Origin of the sequence: Mesorhizobium sp. M0018 (genome assembly GCF_040323955.1) — a bacterium.
Lineage (GTDB): Bacteria > Pseudomonadota > Alphaproteobacteria > Rhizobiales > Rhizobiaceae > Mesorhizobium.
The window spans coordinates 1-17,658 of the sequence record NZ_JAMYVL010000005.1 but is presented as its reverse complement, the minus strand read 5'-3'; the positions used below and the strand labels follow the sequence as shown (position 1 = coordinate 17,658).

14 protein-coding genes are annotated in these 17,658 nt (G+C 63.5%); 8 read left to right on the top strand and 6 right to left on the bottom strand.

Going from position 1 to position 17,658, the window contains the following annotated elements:
- Positions 1-55 precede the first annotated feature (55 nt).
- Entirely contained in the window at positions 56-1,651 is a 1,596-nt protein-coding gene (locus NKJ81_RS08395; protein WP_352540167.1) for an ABC transporter substrate-binding protein, read from the top strand.
- Between the two features lie 80 nt (positions 1,652-1,731).
- On the opposite strand, the gene NKJ81_RS08390 is transcribed toward NKJ81_RS08395, so the two are convergent.
- Positions 1,732-3,171: an FAD/NAD(P)-binding protein gene (locus NKJ81_RS08390; protein WP_352540166.1), complete on the bottom strand. Its 1,440-nt coding sequence runs from the start codon at positions 3,169-3,171 to the stop codon at positions 1,732-1,734.
- A gap of 181 nt (positions 3,172-3,352) precedes the next feature.
- Between NKJ81_RS08390 and NKJ81_RS08385 the strand changes: the two genes are divergently transcribed.
- Entirely contained in the window at positions 3,353-4,714 is a 1,362-nt protein-coding gene (locus tag NKJ81_RS08385) for an LLM class flavin-dependent oxidoreductase (RefSeq protein ID WP_502904279.1), read from the top strand.
- Positions 4,711-5,802, top strand: a complete 1,092-nt coding sequence (locus NKJ81_RS08380) for a rhodanese-like domain-containing protein (RefSeq protein ID WP_352540164.1) — start codon at positions 4,711-4,713, stop codon at positions 5,800-5,802. The genes NKJ81_RS08385 and NKJ81_RS08380 overlap by 4 nt, the downstream gene beginning before the upstream one ends.
- A gap of 36 nt (positions 5,803-5,838) precedes the next feature.
- Here the strand turns inward: NKJ81_RS08380 and NKJ81_RS08375 are convergent, their stop codons facing one another.
- Genes NKJ81_RS08375 through NKJ81_RS08355 form a run of 5 tightly spaced genes read right to left on the bottom strand, consistent with a single transcriptional unit; the run spans position 5,839 to position 12,245 of the window.
- Entirely contained in the window at positions 5,839-7,101 is a 1,263-nt protein-coding gene (locus NKJ81_RS08375) for an FAD-dependent oxidoreductase (RefSeq protein ID WP_352540163.1), read from the bottom strand.
- Between the two features lie 5 nt (positions 7,102-7,106).
- The gene (locus NKJ81_RS08370) at positions 7,107-8,324 is read right to left on the bottom strand and encodes an acyl-CoA dehydrogenase family protein (RefSeq protein WP_352540333.1); all 1,218 of its coding nucleotides are present in this window, start codon (positions 8,322-8,324) and stop codon (positions 7,107-7,109) included.
- An 18-nt stretch (positions 8,325-8,342) separates the two neighbouring features.
- Positions 8,343-9,380 carry an ABC transporter substrate-binding protein gene (locus tag NKJ81_RS08365; RefSeq protein WP_352540162.1) on the bottom strand — a complete coding sequence of 346 codons (1,038 nt, stop codon included), beginning with the start codon at positions 9,378-9,380 and terminating at the stop codon, positions 8,343-8,345.
- A 9-nt stretch (positions 9,381-9,389) separates the two neighbouring features.
- Positions 9,390-10,574, bottom strand: a complete 1,185-nt coding sequence (locus NKJ81_RS08360) for an LLM class flavin-dependent oxidoreductase (protein ID WP_352540161.1) — start codon at positions 10,572-10,574, stop codon at positions 9,390-9,392.
- 60 nt (positions 10,575-10,634) lie between these two features.
- Positions 10,635-12,245 carry an ABC transporter substrate-binding protein gene (locus NKJ81_RS08355; RefSeq protein WP_352540160.1) on the bottom strand — a complete coding sequence of 537 codons (1,611 nt, stop codon included), beginning with the start codon at positions 12,243-12,245 and terminating at the stop codon, positions 10,635-10,637.
- Between the two features lie 314 nt (positions 12,246-12,559).
- Here NKJ81_RS08355 and NKJ81_RS08350 point away from each other — a divergent pair, with 314 nt between their 5' ends.
- From NKJ81_RS08350 to NKJ81_RS08330, 5 genes are read left to right on the top strand one after another with little or no spacing between them, the layout of a single operon-like run.
- Complete coding sequence (locus NKJ81_RS08350) at positions 12,560-13,546, top strand: ABC transporter permease (RefSeq protein WP_352449708.1); 987 nt, start codon at positions 12,560-12,562, stop codon at positions 13,544-13,546.
- Positions 13,546-14,544, top strand: a complete 999-nt coding sequence (locus NKJ81_RS08345) for an ABC transporter permease (RefSeq protein WP_352471358.1) — start codon at positions 13,546-13,548, stop codon at positions 14,542-14,544. The genes NKJ81_RS08350 and NKJ81_RS08345 overlap by 1 nt, the downstream gene beginning before the upstream one ends.
- A gap of 2 nt (positions 14,545-14,546) precedes the next feature.
- Complete coding sequence (locus NKJ81_RS08340) at positions 14,547-15,545, top strand: ABC transporter ATP-binding protein (RefSeq protein WP_352471356.1); 999 nt, start codon at positions 14,547-14,549, stop codon at positions 15,543-15,545.
- On the top strand, positions 15,523-16,470 hold the full coding sequence (locus NKJ81_RS08335; RefSeq protein ID WP_352471355.1) for an ABC transporter ATP-binding protein: 948 nt from the start codon (positions 15,523-15,525) through the stop codon (positions 16,468-16,470). Before NKJ81_RS08340 ends, NKJ81_RS08335 begins: the two co-directional genes overlap by 23 nt.
- Positions 16,471-16,489: 19 nt before the next feature.
- Entirely contained in the window at positions 16,490-17,545 is a 1,056-nt protein-coding gene (locus NKJ81_RS08330) for an aldo/keto reductase (protein ID WP_352471354.1), read from the top strand.
- Positions 17,546-17,658 lie beyond the last annotated feature (113 nt).

Genomic DNA, 17,658 nt, shown 5'->3' with positions numbered 1-17,658 from the left:
GACGATCCCGACTTTTCTCCATCAAAGATAAATCGCGCAATTCGGAGTACCGACCATGACCATCAATCGACGCCTGTTCAATCAGTTCCTGCTGCTGGCCGGCGCGAGTGCTGGACTTCCCGCCGGGGCATTCGCAGAAGACGCAAAGCCGGTGGCCGGAGGCACGCTCAACTTCGTCTACTATCCCGAGCCCAACCAGATCGTTTCCATCAACACCAGCGCTGGCGGACCGGCCACCATCGGTCCGAAGATTTTCGACGGCCTGCTCGCCTACGACTACGATCTCAATCCGCGACCGCAACTGGCCACCGAATGGTCGATCAGCGACGACGGGCTCGAATACGTCTTCAAGCTACGCCAGGGGGTGAAGTTCAGCGATGGCCATGATTTGACCTCCGAGGACGTGGCCTTTTCTATCTCCCGGCTGCGCGAAGCGCATCCGCGCGGGCGCATCACCTTCCAGAACGTCACCGACATCGACACGTCGGACCCGCATATCGTGAAGATCAAATTGTCGAAGCCATCCGCCGCCCTGATTTCGGGGCTGGCCGCGACGGAATCGCCTGTCGTGCCCAAACACATTTACGAGAAGCTGAAGCCGGCCGACGATCCGTCCTTCGAGCAGATCATCGGCAGCGGGCCGTTCGTGCTGAAGGAATGGGTAAAGGGCAGCCACATCCTCGTCGAAAAGAATCCGACCTATTGGGATGCGCCTAAACCCTATCTCGACCGGATCATTTTCCGCTTCATCACCGATCCGGGCGCGCGCGCCGCGGCGCTCGAAACGGGCGAGGTCGACATCGGACCGAACCCGGTGGCCTTCGCCGATCTGGAGCGTTTCAAGGCGCTGCCGCAATTCGTCGTCGACAGCACGGTCTTCGCCTATAGCGGCCCGCTGCACCAACTGATCATCAACCTCGAAAACCCGATCCTGAAGGAGAAGAAGGTCCGTCAGGCAATCGCGCACGCGATCGACCTCGACGCGATCAATGCAATCGTGTTTTACGGCTATGGCCAAGTCTCGCCGACGCCGATCAGCGTCGTCAACAAGAAGTATTTCGATCCCGATGTGAAGGCCGCGACGTTCGATACGGTGCTCTCGGAAAAACTGCTCGACGAGGCCGGTTTCAAGCGTGGGGCTGACGGCGTACGCTTCAAGCTCAGGCTCACCAACAATCCCTACAACCCGTGGGGCTATGCCGACTTCCTCAAGCAGGCATTGGCCAAGATCGGCATCGATGCCGAGATCGAAAAATTCGACTTCGGCACCTATGTCAAAACCATCTACACCGACCGCACTTGGGACCTGTCGACGGAATCCTGCGGCAACATCTTCGATCCGAGCGCCGGCGCACAGCGGCTCTACTGGTCGAAGAACATCAAGAAAGGGCTGCCGTTCTCCAACGGCGCGCACTATGAGAACCCGGAGGTTGACCGGTTGCTGGAAGCCGCATCGGTCGAGCTAGACGAGGCCAAGCGCAAGCAGCTCTTCTTCAAGTTCCAGGAGATCATCGCCGACGAGTTGCCGATCATCAATCTGATCGCGCCACCGACCATCATCATCGCCCGCAAAACCGTCAAGAACTACGCGCCTGGCGCCGAAGGCCTGTCAGCGAATTTCGCCGACGCCTATCTCGACCCGAACGCCTAAATCTGCCGGGCAATCATGAGAGAAGGGCCGCATAGAGCTGCGGCCGTTTTCGTTTCTTCCATTTCGCAAAGCTGGTAACTTCAGGCCAAAGCACGCAGCCTTGGGCTGGCGCCGACCAGAAGGCCGGCAAGGGCTATGGCCTGCGCTAGTTGTTCGCCGATCGAGCTCGATTCCCAGGCGACGCCGCGCAGCGGATGGCCGATGGCGAACAGATTGCCATGGGTCTTGCCGTTACCGGCAATCACTTGGCCGCCATGCGTCGCGTCGATGCCGAAGCCGGTCGCATGGGGCCTGACGATGCCGTTCTCAAGCAGGCTGCGGACGAATGGATCGGCGATCCGCCGCCAATCATGCTCCTGATGGCCGCGGCAGTTGACGACGCCGTCGAAGCGCAACCGTTCGACCGCGCCGGTATCACGCCAGCGGATTTCAGCGACGATGCCGTTTGCCTGCGGATGGAGTGCCAGCACCCGTCCCGCTCGACCCGTCCAACGGCCTTGGCTTCGCGCCAGTGCCACGCGCTCAAAGCTCGGTGGCGCCGCGCGGTGCGCGGTGACATCCCAGAAGGCGCGCAGATGGCGTGCGAACTTCAAGCGCTCCTTGTCGGTGGCGCCTTGCCACAAGGCCAGGATCCACGGCCGGATCGTCAGCGGCAGCCCTTGCCAGTCCAGGCCGGTGGGTTCGATTGCCCGGCGTTCGGCCTTGACCAGTGCGAGAAGCGCCCTGGTGGTTTTCGGCAGCGGCCGCCCGGCGAGGAAATCGCGCCACGCTTCCGCGTTGCGCCGAGGTTCGACGATCTGTCCGCGCCGCGACACGACGCGATAACCGCCCTTGAAGCCGCGCGCTTCCATGCTGGCGACGACGTCGACCATGCTGAGGCTGGAGCCGATCAGCAGCAGTTCCTTGCTGCCGGCGAGCCGATCGAGCGCCGCCGAATCCCAGGGATTGGCGACATAACGGGGATCGCTGACGATGGCTGCTTCCGTGGTGGACGGCTGGCTCTGGAACACCCCGGTTGCCAGTACCGCCTCATCCGCCAGCAATTGCTGGCTATCGCTGGTGCCGACGCATACCCCGGACGGACCGGTCAGCATGTCGACGGCGGATGCCTTGATGTGGCGCAGCGAAGAACGCGGATCTGCTTCTCTGATCGCTCTCGTCAGTTCCGACTGGACATAGCTGCCGAACAGCCAGCGCGGCGGGCTTGAGTCCGGGACATCCTCGGGCGGTGTCCAGCCGTGCTCCGGCCCATTCGCCATAAGCCAGCGAACGAGGTGATCGGGATCGTCCGGATGCAGCGAGAAGATGCGCGCCGCGCCGTTGACGAGGTGTTGTGGATCGACGGTGCTATAGGCAACGCCGCGACCAAGCTCGGCCCGGCGCTCGATGATGGTGATTGCCAGCGGCTCAGTTGAACGGTCGAGCAGCTTGATCGCGGTAACCGCGCCGGCAAAGCCGCCGCCAACGATGATGATTGAACGAGGGATCGAGCGTAGCGGGGAGGAAGGGGTATGAAGCATCAAGAACCTTTGCGACGCCGGTGGTCGTGGCTCCAGCCCATCGCCCCGGCAACGATCATCGTGCTTTCCCGTAACCCGATGTCAAAAAACAATAATTGCCAGCTGACGAAAGGCATTCTTTCACTCAGCGGGTTTGGCAGGCGCTAGATAGGAACGCCCTTTGCGACCAGCCCGAGAACCGCTGATGACTGAAAATCGAAAGATAAGGCTTGGAGCCTTTGTTCGCGGATCGGGCCATCATGTCGCTGCCTGGCGCCATCCCGATGTGCCTGCCAATCCGGGCCTGAGCTTCCAGCACTATGCGGACGCCGCGCGCACTGCCGAGCGTGGCCTGTTCGACATGGTGTTTCTGGCCGACAGTCTCAGCGCGCGCAATGGCGAGCAGCCGATCGACACCTTCGAGCGCACCGGCCATGTCGTGCATTTCGAGCCGCTGACGCTTTTGTCGGCGCTCTCGACCATCACGCAAGGGATCGGGCTCGTTGCGACCGCCTCGACCACCTATTGGGAGCCGTTCCACTTGGCGCGGCTGTTCGCTTCGATCGATCATCTCAGCGGCGGCAGGACAGGCTGGAATGTCGTCACCTCAGCCGATGCGCCGGCGGCGGCGAATTTCAGCCTCGACCAGCATCCCGTTCATGCCGACCGTTACGCCCGCGCCGAGGAATTCGTCGCTGTCGCGCAGAAGCTTTGGGACAGCTGGGACGACGATGCCTTCGTCGCCGACAAGGCTTCGGGGATCGCCATCGACCGGCGCGGCATCCACGCCCCGGACCATGCCGGCCGGCATTTCCGCGTCAAGGGACCGCTCAACGTCGCTCGCCCACCGCAGGGCCATCCCGTCATCGTCCAGGCGGGCTCGTCCGATGCCGGCCAGCACTTGGCGGCGCGGACGGCGGAGGTGGTTTTCACCGCCCACCCGACCATCGAATCGGCGCGCGGCTTTTACGGCGAACTGAAAGGCCGGCTGGGCTCGTTTGGCCGCTCCGCCGACAGCTTGAAGATCATGCCCGGTGTCTTCCCGGTCGTCGCACCGACGCGCACGGAGGCCGAGGACAAGTTCGATGCGATCCAGCGCCTGGTCGATCCTGTGGTTGGTGTGGCGCTGGTTTCAGGATTGCTCGGCGGTGTCGATCTTTCCGGCCATTCACTCGACGGACCGTTGCCGGAACTGGGCAGTTCCGATGCCGTGAAGAGCCGCCTGAAAGTCGTTTCCGAATTGGCCGCGAGCCGGAACCTGACCATCCGCCAATTGTATCTCGCCGTTGCCGGCGCGCGCGGCCATTTCCAGATCGTCGGCACGCCAAAGGATGTGGCCGACATGATGGAGGAGTGGTTCGCCGGTGGCGCGGCGGACGGCTTCAACGTCATGCCGCCGATCCTGCCGACGGGCCTCACCGATTTTGTCGACCTCGTCATTCCGGAGCTGCAGCGGCGGCGTCTGTTCCGGACTGCTTACGAAGGCGGGACGTTGCGCGAGAACCTCGGCCTTGCGCGTCCGATCCGTGGCGCCGCTGAACAGCAAGAGAGGAAAGCATCATGAGCGACAGGACGATCGATTCGAAAATGTTTCGCCAATGGCTGGCGGATGGCGAAGAACTGGCGGTGCTAGACATTCGCGACAGCGCGACTGTCGGATACGCATCGCCGCTGTTCGCCACCAACCTGCCCGCGGCTCAGGTCGAGGCCGAGATCGACCGCTTCATCCCGCGCAAATCGGTGCGCACCGTGCTGGCGGACGACGGCAGCGGCGTTGCCGAGCAACTTATCGAACGACTGGTGGGGTATGGCCGTACCCAGCTGTTTTCGCTGAACGGTGGAATTCCGGAATGGACGCAAAGCGGCGTTGAAGACCTGCCGACCTTCGATACGCCGGGCGTCGATTTTTCGCTGGCGATCCGCGACGAGAAGGGGACCCCGGTCGTCAGCGTTGAAGAGCTCGCGGTGCTCAGAGGCCGAGGCGCCGACGTGGTGGTGCTCGACAGCCGCACGGTGGCGGAGTTCGAAAAGGACCATGTGCCGGGCGCCATCAGCGTGCCGGGCGCCGAGCTGGTGCTACGCTTCGCCGACCTGGTGCGTTCACCGGAGACGCAGGTTGTCGTCTCCTGCGCCGGCCTGCCGCGCGCCATCATCGGGGCGCAGACACTGATCGATGCCGGCGTGCCCAACCGGGTCGCCTATCTGCACGACGGCACCAGGGCATGGCGCGAGGCCGGTCTTGCACTCGAAACCGGCAAGACCGCAATCTATGGTCCGGCAAGCGAGGATGCCAAGCGTTTCGCCGGGGAGCACATCGCAAAGCTTGCCGAAGGCGACAGCTTTCCCCGCATCAATGCGGCCACGGCCGCAAACTGGGCGAAGGACGAAACGCGGACGACCTACCTGCTTGACGTGCGCACGCCCGACGAGTTCGCCGAAGCGCATATTCCGGGGTCGATCGCGTCTGAGGGCGGGCAGTTGCTCGGTGTCGCCTATCGCACCATCGCCGTGCGCGGCGCCCGCGTCGTGCTGATCGACGATCTGCTCGGTGTCCGCGCGGCGACGACGGCGCATTGGCTGCAGCGGCGCGGCTTCGAGATCGCGATCCTCTTGTACGACTTCCAGTCGACCAGCCTGGTGGAAGCGGCGTAGGGCAGGAGCACTGTCAGGCGATTTTTTCGGGGGCCACTATTCGGCGGCTTCCGATTGGCGGCGACGGCCCGCCAGCACGTTCTTCTGCATCGCCGTCAGCGAAGACCGCACGGCTTTGGCGCCGTGCTCCAGCATCTTGGCCTCATACTCCGACAGCGCCTGGAGAAGCGGCTTGTCGCCGCGTTTGGCGGCCACCAGCTCCGGCACCAGCAGTCCGGCGTCGTAGATCGCGGTGTTGCCGCCAAGCGCGCGAAAATAGGTCATGGCGTGGATGGCATCGCCAAGCAGCGTCACCGGTTTCGTCGGCCAGGGATCGACAGGCTCGGAGCTGTGGACATGAAGCAGCGCCACCGTCGATGGGTCGGTGTAGCGGATGAGGTTGAGGATTTCCGGGTTCCAGTGGGCGATCTTCGAGATCAGCAGGTCGATCAGTTCTGAACCGGAGAGCTTTGCCAGCGCGTCGTCCGTGGCAAGTTCGTTCTTTTCATAGGCGGTGTTCCACCAGACATAGCTGGTGGTGTTGTTGAAATGGAAACCGGAAAAATCCTTGTGGGTGGCGTCGTCCAGCCCGATCAGTCCATGCTTTCGGAAGGCGTCGACATTGACCCTGTGGCTGGTGACCATAAGCCCATGACCTTCGGTTGGCCTGACGCCGGCATTGTAGTCGAGTAGCACCGGCGAGATCTGGTGAAGGGCTGCGGCATGCAGCGTCATCTTGCCGGCCAGCCGCCTGACGCCGGTGTCGAAGCTCCTGGCATGCGGCGCCAGTTGCTGGCGCACGCGCGAGCGGGCGCCGTCGGCACCGACCAGCACATCGGCATGGATTGTCGAGCCATCCTCGAAATGCGCTACGACCGAACCATCCGGCTGCTCGTCGTAGCGGGAGAAGACCTTGCCGTAGCGCACGATGCCGTCGAGGCCGGACAACAGCACCTGGCGCAGCGTGATACGGCTTACCGATTTTTCGATATGCGTGTCGTCGGCCTCGCCCGGCGCGTTGCCGCCGCCCCAGGCATCCTCGCCCAGGATGTTGAAATTCTCGTCGAGCAGGATGTTGCGATCCGGCGCCTGGCCGAGCGTGGCGACAAAAGCGTCGTAGAGTTCCGGCGGTAAATTGGCGATCAGCGAATCGATGCCGCGCTGGCGGATGCGCAGACGAAAACCCTGGACATAGTCGGTGCGGGCGCGGTCCTTCTCGAAGACCGCGACACTGATGCTGTTCTTCTTCAGGCCTTGCGCCAGTGTCAGGCCGCCGGGGCCTCCGCCGATAATGGCGACTTCGACATGTTCTGTTGTCATGGCGCTCAACCGACCGCCACGAGCCTGGGCTTGCCAGCGGCAATAGCCGGTGTCTCGGCCAACTGCCGGGCGGTATGGCGGCTGAGCGTCGCCTTGGCGGCGATCGTGCGGATCATGTGGTTCTGCGGTGCGTGGGAACGGGCGGTCAGCGCATCACGGTGGTGGCGCTCAAGCTGGAAATCTCTGTTAAGGCCTGGATTGCCGGCAACCTCCAGCGCCAGCGAGGTGACGGCAACGGCATTGTCGATGACGACATGCCTGACCGTCATGCCGTCGGTGCCCACAGGCCGGCCGGCGTCGACATCTTCGGCGAGTGAACGCAGCAGCCGCGCGCTGCTCGCAAGCCGAACCTCTATGTCGCCCAGCCCTGACTGGATGTGCGGCACGGTCGACAGCGGCGCACCAAGACTTGCCGGCGCGTGCGTGCTGACAAAGGAGACCAGCCGGTCACGGGCAGCACGGGCGGCACCGTGGTAGACAGCGCCGATCAGCGAAAAGAAGAACGCCGTCGCGCTTTCCTCGCGCCTCAGCGGCTCGGATGCCGGCTGCGCCTCGGTGATGTCTTCGGCAGGAACCGCAACATTATCCAGAATGATGTCGTCGCTGGCCGTCGCCCGCATGCCGGCGGCGTTCCATGTCTTTTCGACGCGAAATCCAGGCGCGTCGGTCGGCACCAGGAATGAAGCCAGACGCGGCTGCGGCTCGTCGGTCAGCGCCAGCAAGTTCACCCATTTCAGAATAGGAATGCCGGTGACGTAGTTCTTGTGGCCGGATATCCGCCAGACGTTGCCGTCCCGCCGGGCAATGGTTTCGGGCGGCTTGCCATGAGCTGGCGAGCCGATCCGGGGCTCGGCCTGGGCGGCGTTGATCAGGGCAGGGCCAAGACGCCCGGCCTCGACAATCCGCTGAACCAGATGGCGCGGCCATTTTCCGGATTTCCGCATCGCATACTGGCTGTTGTAGTGCATGGCCAGCACCAGCGCTGTCGACGGCTCGCCACGACCGATCTCGGCGATCACCGCCTGTGCTTCCGTCAGCCCGCCACCGAAGCCGCCATGTTCGCGCGCCGTGACCAGGCCAAGCAGCCCCGCCTGGTGAAGCCGGTCGAAATTGGCGAATGGGAATTCCCCGGTCGCGTCGTGATGCGCGGCGGTCAGCGCGAAGTCGTCGGCGAGGCCGGCCACTTTCTCGAGGAGTTGCGGAAACTCGGCAATTGTCGACATCATGACGTTGGCTTTCTCTCAGGCGGCGGCCCGAATGTTCACCAGATCGAGCGGCCGGCGATCGACCCAGTGCTCGACGTCGAAATCGCCGGCGAGGAAGCCCCAGTCGCGCAGGAAACTCTTATAGTGGGAAACCGCTGCGACGAGCTCAGGCTGCAGTCCGAGGCCGAGATGCTTATGGACATCCGGACCATTGGCGGCCAGCACCTGTTCCTCGGTGGCCCCGGCTTCGCGGGCAACAAAGCGCTGCGTCTCTTCCGGATGCGCCTCGGCCCAGGCACTGGCGCGCAGGATGGTCTCGATCAGTCGCGCGACCAGATCGGGGCGTTGTTCCGCCAGCAGTTCATCGACGGTCAGCACGCGCGGCGAACCGGAATTGATGCGGATGTTCGGGTCGGGGTGGAAGCCGAATTCCACGACCTGGATGGCGCCGATCAGATTGGCGACATTGATGCCGGCCGTGCCCTTGACATAGATGGCGTCGACCTCGCCCCGGATCAGGGCTGCGGCTTCCTCGCCATAGGCCTGCTTGCGCTTGAGGCCGAACAGCGACGGTCCTTCCTGGCTGTCGAGCACGCTGTCGGCCAGCGCTATGTCGACGATCTCGACGTCGCCATAGCCAAGGCCCTCGAGCGAGAGCGCCGAGACCAGTCCCTTCAACGCCGTCGCTCGCATGAAGTCGACGATTCCCTCGGGGCGCCGGGCGATGCCGAAGCGACGGCCTTTCAGGTCCTGGATTGTCCTGATGCCGGAACCGGGCAGGGCGATGATTGCCTGGAATTCGTCGGTCCAGGTGATGCCGACGAGACGCGTCTTGCGCCCTTCGGACCGCGCGCGGATCGGCGGCACGTTGCCGCCGTGGCGGAACGACCAGTCGAGCGTGTGGTTGAAATGGCTCTGGCGGATGTCGCGATTGGGCGAATCGATGATCGACTTCAATTCAATCCCCTCCTTGCGAAAGGTCTCGTCGAGAAGCCCGAGCTGTGCGGCGAGCCCGACAGGCGTCGGCACCGGGCAGCGTGTGTACCAGATTTCGGAGATCGCAGTCGCGGTCATGATGGCTCCTTAGGTGTTGCGCAGGCCGGCCTGCTTCATCAGCGGCAGGATGTTCTCGCCGAAGAATTCGAGGTCAGGCTTGAAATCGAAGAAGGACAGCTGCAGGCCGTCAATGCCGGCGTCCTTCAACTTGACGAACCGGTCGACGATCTGTTCGGGCGTGCCGATGAGATAAATGTTGCCGCCGACCTTGGCGTAGGGATCGTCGCGGCCCTCGCGTCCTTTCCAGGCCTGGGCATCGCTGTTGAAGGTCTGGAAGCCTTTCGGCGTGCGGCTGTCGGCATGGGCGACGATCTCATCGGCGACCGCCCAGGCCTCCTTCTCGGTCGGCCTGCTGATGACCAGCGGGTTGAGCAGCGTGCGCACGGTGCGGCCGACGCCGAGGGCTGCGTCCTTCACCTTCTTCGTATGCGCCGGCAGCGCTTCCAGCGCGCTGGCGATGTCGGAGCCGGCCGGGCTGGTGACGAAGACGATGTCGGAATAACGGCCGGCAAAGGAAATGCCGGCGTCGGAGCCGGTGGCATTGACCAGGATCGGCCGTCCATAATTCGGCTTGGGCGTGACGAAGCCGCCATTGAGCTTCCAGCTCGATTCTCCGGAGAATGAGAAATTCTCGTCGTCCTGCCACAGTCGCTGCAGCACTTCGACGAACTCGGCGGCGAGTTCATAGCGGCGGTCGTGCTCGATACGGTTCCAGCCGAACATTTCATGTTCGACGGCGCGATGGCCGGTGACGACGTTGATGCCCCAGCGGCCGCCGGAGATGTGGTCGAGTGTGGCGCCGAATTTCGCCAGATGCAGCGGGTGCCACGGGCCGTAGAGAACATGCATGGTCGAGATCAGCATGATCTTCTTGGTGATCGCGGCCATGGCCGCGACGGAGACGAAACTGTCCAGCGCCTGGCCGTTGAAGACACCGCCATAACCGCCCTTGGGCAGCCACTGGCTGAGCGCGAAGACGAGGTCGAAGCCAAGCTCCTCGGCCTTCAACGTCAGGTCGCGATTGTAGTCGAAGCGCCAGTCGGTCGAGCGCGGCAAGGTCGAGTTGGTCCAGCCACCGGCCTGGATCGGCAAGAATAGCCCGAGCAGCACCGGCTGCTGAAGCGCTTTCGACAGCGGGCTGTCCGGATAGTCGGTCGGCGCCTTGAAGAAGGGCGTGCCGACGATGGAACCAGGCTTGTGGGCGAGCGTCATGGCGAACTTTCTCGGGTGGAGGAAGGGAACCCGTGCGAAGGACCGCGCACGGGTCAGGGCTCAGGCGACGATATGGGCGGTTGCGAGGGAGCCGGCATTGCCCTCGGCGCCCACCGTGTGACCGGCTATGCGCCTGTTGTAGAGGGTGATTTCCGGTTGGCTGACGATGCCGATATCGGGCAGGTCCTCGACAAGGATCTGCTGGATCGCGGCCCATTGCTCGAAGCGCTTTTCGTGGTCGACCTCGACGGCGGCCGCTTCAAGAAGTTCGTCGACCTTGGCATTGCTGTATTTCGAACCGTTGGAGAACGGCACGCCGGGTTTGAAATTTTTCGACCAGTAGAGGCGCTGTACGCCTACCGTCGGGTCGAACAGATTGCTCATGCCGTTGAAGGTGAAGTCGAAGTCGCGGTCGGTGTAGATGCGCTTGGTGTAGGTGGCGAAATCCTGGCTGCGCACGGTGACCTCGATCCCGACCGCGGCCAATGCCTGCTTGATGTAATCGGCGCCGCGCTTGTAGGTTTCGCCGCTCGGGACATAGTCGTGGACAAGCTTGAGCCGGGTACCGTTGGCGTCGCGCGGCAAGCCTGCTTCATCGAGCAGTTTATCGGCGGCGGCCGTGTCGACCGGATAGGTCTTCAGGTCGGCGACGAACCACTTCTTCAGATTGGGGTTGATCGGGCCTGGAATGGTTTCGCCATAGCCATAGTTGATCGTCTCGCGGATGACGTTGCGGTCGATGACATGGGCGAAGGCACGGCGGACGCGAACATCCTGGAAATAGGCTTTCTCCAGGTTGAATTCGACCCGGCTGATGCCATTGGAATATTGGTAGCCCTGCTTCTCGAAGCCGATATGCGGCAGCGTCTCAAAACGCTGCAAATCGCTGTACGGAATCGGCGTTGCCGGCGCCAGATCGATCTCGCCGGTCTCCAGCGCCAGCGCGCGCGCCGAAGCGTCCGGGATGAAGCGCACGATCAACCGGTCGAGATAGGGGCGCGGTGCGTCCCAGTAGTCAGGATTGCGTTCGTAAACGATGTGGCTGCCGCGCACCCATTCTTTGAAGACGAACGGGCCGGTGCCGACCGGAGCGACGTTGACCGGATTTTCGGCTGCCTTTGTGCCGTCATAGAGGTGCTTCGGCACGATTGGCGTTTCGGCCGCAGCCAGGGCCGTGATCAAGTAAGGCGCCGGCCTCGACAGAACCAGCGCTACGGTCAGCGGATCCGGCGTCTGGATGTCTACAAGGTTGAGGAAGGTGTTGCGGCCGCGCGGATGAACCTCTCTGATCGTGGTGATCGAATAGGCGACGTCGGCGGCGGTGAACGGCTGGCCATCATGCCACTTCACGCCTTCGCGCAGCTTGAAGGTGTATTGCAGCCCATCGCCACTGACTGACCATTGTCTGGCCAGGGATGGGCGCGGCGTGAGATCGAAATCATAGGTCAGCAGGCCCTCGGTGGTCTTTGCCGAGACGTAGACCGAATTGAATGCCGTGTGGGCGATGGTCGTCAGCACAGGCGGCTCAGCCGAGAGCACCAGCGTCGCCGTTCCACCCTGTTTCGGCTCGGCGGCGTAGGCGCTGCGCGATGCAGGCAACAGGGTCGCTCCGAGCGCGGCCGCCGAGATGCCGAGGAACCTGCGGCGGTTCGGACTGAGGAAATGAGACATAGCGTCCTGGTCCTTTTTTGCTGCCGGACCCGATCGGCCGATCGTCGGCCGCCAGGCTAAAAATCCGTCGTTCCAAGAGCGGGCCCGTTTGCGAAAAGATTTGGCCGACCTGCTCCCGCGCTTAAGATTTCATACTTCAAACAGCTAAGTTTGTAGTATGAAATAAAATTCTATTCTGCAATGAAGCCATTTGCAGGATAAAATTTCTTAAATCAGGTTTGACAATGTCTATAAATCTTGTCAACTAAAAAGCGCGGAACTTTCCGGGAAACAGCAAACCCGCATCGTCAGCCACAGCCGGGATAGCGAAAACGATGTCGACCCTGACGCGCATTGGCAGAACCTTCCGGCGCACCGCCATCCAGGCGGTGCCGACCGTTCTGGGCATCGTCATCCTGAACTTCTTCCTGCTGCAGCTCGCGCCCGGCGATGCCGCCGATGTCATGGCCGGCGAGGCTGGCTCGGCCACTGTCGAAACGATGGCGGCGCTTCGCCAGCGCTTCGGGCTCGACAATCCGCTTCTCGTCCAGCTGTTCAACTATCTCTACAATCTGGCGCATTTCAGCCTCGGCTTTTCGCCGCGCTACGGCATGCCGGTCGCCGACCTGATCGGCCAGCGGCTGCCCGGCACGCTAGTGCTGATGGCGGTGGCTCTGGCCGTCGCCATTGTGCTCGGCCTCGCCCTTGGATCGGTGATGGCGGTGTTTGCCGGGCGCCTGCCGGATCGTGTGCTCTCCGTTATTTCGCTGCTGTTCTATTCAATCCCGGGTTTCTGGATCGGCTTGATGCTGATCGTGCTGTTTTCGGTCAAGCTCGGCTGGCTGCCGAGCGGCGGCTCGGGAACCATCGGCAGCAACCTGACCGGCCTTGCCGGGCTCTGGGACAGGGCGCGCTACATGATCCTGCCGGCACTGTCGCTGGCGCTGTTCTACGTGGCGATCTATGCGCGGCTGACACGAGCGGCGATGCTGGAGGTCCAGTCGCAGGACTACGTGCGCACCGCCGCAGCCAAGGGCCTGCCGCCGGCCATCATCACCATTCGCCATGTCCTGCGCAACGCGCTGATCCCCATTACCACCATGGCCGGCATGCATGTCGGCGGCATGCTCGGCGGCGCCGTGGTTGTCGAGACTGTCTATTCCTGGCCCGGCCTCGGGCGTCTCGCCTTCGAAGCGGTCATGGGCCGCGATTTCACCGTGCTGCTCGGCATCCTTCTGTTGTCGTCGCTGCTGGTGATCATCGCCAACGCGACCGTCGATCTTCTGCACGCCTGGCTCGATCCCCGCATCGGAGTACGCTGATGGCTTCCACCGATTTCGCCGCGGGCGATGCCCGTTCCCGCCGTCTCCATGCCGATGCCCGCGGGCCCGCGGCACCGCCTGAACCCGAGGCAAAGAGTTGGAGCAATCTCCACGCGCCCGACGCACGCTCCGCTTCGGCAGCGTCGGTGCCGATAGCCGCTGGCGGGCGTGCGCTGAAGGTTTTCCTGCGCAATCCCAACGCCATGTTCGGCGTTGTGTTCCTGTCACTGGTCGTGCTGGCCGCACTGCTGGCACCAGTCCTCTATCCGGCCGATCCGCTATCGATGGTGGCGCGGCCCTTCCTGTGGCCGGGCCAGAACCCAGCCTTCCCACTGGGCACGGACTCCATGGGCCGCGATGTGCTTTCGGGCATTCTGCATGGCGCACGGATTTCGCTGTTCGTCGGCCTGGTGGCGACCGCGCTCGGCCTCAGCTTCGGCATCCTGGTCGGCGCCGCCGCCGGCTACTTCGGCGGCTGGATCGACGACCTGCTGGTGCGCCTGATCGAGATCTTTCAGACCATACCGAGCTTCGTGCTGCTGGTCGTCATGGTGGCGATCGCGCAGCCGACCGCGCCTGTCGTGACAGTGGCGATCGCCGTCATCACCTGGCCGACGGTGGCGCGGTTGACCCGCGCCGAGTTCCGGGCCATCCGCGAGAAGGATTTCGTCATGGCCGCCCGCAGCCTCGGCTACGGCCATGTCCGCATTATCTTCCGCGAGATCCTGCCCAATGCGCTGCCGCCGTTGATCGTGACCTCGTCGGTGATGGTGGCGACCGCGATCCTGATGGAATCGGCGCTGTCCTTCATGGGCCTCGGCGATCCCAACGTCGTCAGCTGGGGCTCGATGATCGGAGCGGGCAGGGAATTGATCCGCACCGCTTGGTATCTGACAGCGCTTCCGGGACTGGCGATCGTCTTTACCGTGCTGGCGCTGAACCTGATCGGTGACGGCCTCAACGACGCGCTCAACCCGCGCTTCTCACAGGAGCGATAGAGATGGCGGCTCCTTTGCTCAGGATCGACAATCTGACGGTTCGCTTCCCGACCGCCGAGCCGGTCAGCCGGCTGAGCTTCGAGGTCGGTGAGGGCGAGACGCTGGCGATCGTTGGTGAATCAGGCTCCGGCAAGTCGCTGACCGCGCTCGCCCTGATGCAGCTTCTGCCGCGCTCGGCGAAAATACCCAATGGCAGGATCGAATTCGCCGGCAAGGATCTGCTTGGTCTCGACCAGAAGGCTATGCGGAGCCTGCGCGGACGCGAGATCGCCATGATCTTCCAGGAGCCGATGACGTCGCTCAATCCGGTGCTGACCATCGGCCGGCAGATCACCGAGGTGCTGACGCTGCACGAAGGCATACGCGGCAAGGCAGCGCGGAACCGTGCCATCGAGCTTCTCAATCTGGTTCGCATTCCCGATCCGCAGCGGCGCATCGATGACTATCCGCACCAGCTTTCCGGCGGCATGCGCCAGCGCATCATGATTGCCATCGCCGTCGCCTGCCGGCCGCGCCTGCTGATTGCCGACGAACCGACGACGGCGCTCGACGTGACCATCCAGGCGCAGGTGCTCGACCTGCTCGATACGCTGCGCCGCGAACTGTCGATGGCTGTCATGCTCATCACCCACGATCTTGGTGTCGTGGCACAATGGGCCGACAAGGTCGTCGTCATGTATGCCGGCCGCAAGGTTGAACAGGCGCTGCCGGACGCACTGTTCAGAACACCCCTTCACCCCTATACGCGCGGCCTGCTGGCGGCGTCGCCGCGGCTGAAGACCAATCTCCACTACCGCGACGCCAGGCTGACGGAGATTCCCGGCAGTATCGTCTCGGCCGCCGGCGAAAAGGGCTGCCCGTTCCGCCCGCGCTGCGCGGTGGCGCGCGACAGCTGCGCCCATTTCGTACCCGACCTCGTCGAGGTGAGCGAGGATCGTCTAGTCGCCTGCCCCTACAGCTTCATTCCGGAGGTTGCGCATGGCGCTGCTCTCGGTCTCTGACCTTTCCACCCATTTCCACGCCCAGGGCGGCACGCTGCGCGCCGTCGATGGCGTATCCCTCGAAGTCGGACGCGGCGAGACGGTTGGTCTCGTCGGCGAAAGCGGTTGCGGAAAATCGACGCTAGGCAAGACCATCATGCGGCTGGTCGACCCGACTAGCGGCAGGATCGAGTTCAACGGCACCGACATCACCGTTCTCGACACGCGCCGGCTGAAGGCGGCGCGCCGTAATATCCAGATGATCTTCCAGGATCCGTTCGCATCGCTCAATCCGCGCCACACGATCGGCGACATCCTGACAGCACCACTGAAGGTCCATGGCATCGGCAACACGGCCGAGCGGCGCACCATCGTCGAGGACATCATCGAGCGTGTCGGTCTGCCGAGGGATTCGCTTGGCCGCTACCCGCATGAATTTTCCGGCGGGCAACGCCAGCGCATCGGCATCGCCCGGGCGCTGATCCTCAATCCGGAACTGGTTGTGTGCGACGAGCCGGTGTCGGCGCTCGACCTTTCGATCCAGGCGCAGATTCTGAACCTGCTGGTCGACATGAAACGTCAGCTCGGCCTGTCCTATCTCTTCATTTCGCACGATCTATCAGTCGTTCGCTATTTCGCCGACCGGGTGCTGGTGATGTATCTCGGACGCATTGTCGAAAGCGCCGACAATGCGGCGCTGTGGACCTCGCCAAAGCATCCCTACACGCGCGCGCTGATGGATGCCGTGCCGGACCCGGCGCGCCGACGTCAGGCCGCGCCGATCCATGGCGATCTGCCAAGCCCGCAGAACATCCCCAGCGGCTGCCGTTTCCATACCCGCTGCCCGCTGGCGACCGATCTGTGCCGTTCGCAGGAACCGGCGTTCCGAGCGATCGCGCCGGGACACCATGTCGCCTGCCACTACGCCGAACCAACCATCAACTGAAATTCAACGGAGCAGAAAAATGTCCGACTACCGCTATCTTGGCCGCAGCGCCCTGAAGGTTTCGCCGCTCAGCCTGGGCACGATGATGTTCGGCGGGCCGACCGAGGAGACGGTCGCGCATCGCATCATCGACAAGGCGCGCGAGCAAGGCATCAACTTCATCGACACCGCCGACGTCTACCACAACGGCAAGTCCGAGGAAGTCGTCGGTCGCGGTATCAAGGTGACGCGCGATCATTGGGTCGTGGCGACCAAGTTCGTCAACTCGCATGACAAGGGGCCTAATCTCGGCGGCCATTCGCGCAAATGGGTGATCCAGACGGTCGAGAACAGCCTGCGGCGCCTGGGAACAGACTATATCGACCTGTTCTACTTCCACCGCGCCGTCTTCGATGCGCCGCTGGAAGAGCCGGTGCGGGCGATCGCCGACCTGATCCGCCAGGGCAAGCTGCGCTATTTCGGCGTCTCCAACTTTCGTGGCTGGCGCATCGCCGAAGTCGCGCATCTGGCCGATGAACTCGGCATCGACCGGCCGGTAGCCAGCCAGCCGCTCTATAACATCGTCAACCGCACCGCCGAGGCCGAACAGCTGCCGGCGGCCGCCTACTACGGTCTTGGCGTCGTCTCCTACAGCCCGCTGGCGCGCGGCGTGCTGACCGGCAAATACGAGCCGAACCAGGCGCCTGCCGCCGACACGCGGGCCGGCCGTGGCGACAAGCGCATCGCCGAGACCGAGTGGCGCCCGGAATCGATCGAGATCGCCAGGCAGATCGCGGCGCACGCAAAGTCACGCGGCGTCTCGGCCGCCGATTTCGCGCTGGCCTGGGTGTTGAACAACCGGCTGATCACGGCGGCGATCGCCGGCCCGCGTACCGAGGAACAGTGGGACAGCTATGCGAAGGCATTGGACTTCAGGCTGAGCGCCGAGGACGAGGCCTTTGTCGACCGCCTCGTCACTGCCGGTCATGCCTCAACGCATGGGTTCAATGATCCGAGCCATCCGGTCGAAGGCCGCGTGCCGCGTTCGGAGCCGGCCGCGCCGATCCCGCTGACACGGCCTCTGCGCGCCGCCTGACGGTCGCCGACGAAATGGCGGGGCCGGCGGCCCCGCCCGCGTTTCCAATTGCTTTGGACAGATGAGAGAGCCCATGAATTTCCACGTCGAACGGCTGCGCCAGAACATCGTCG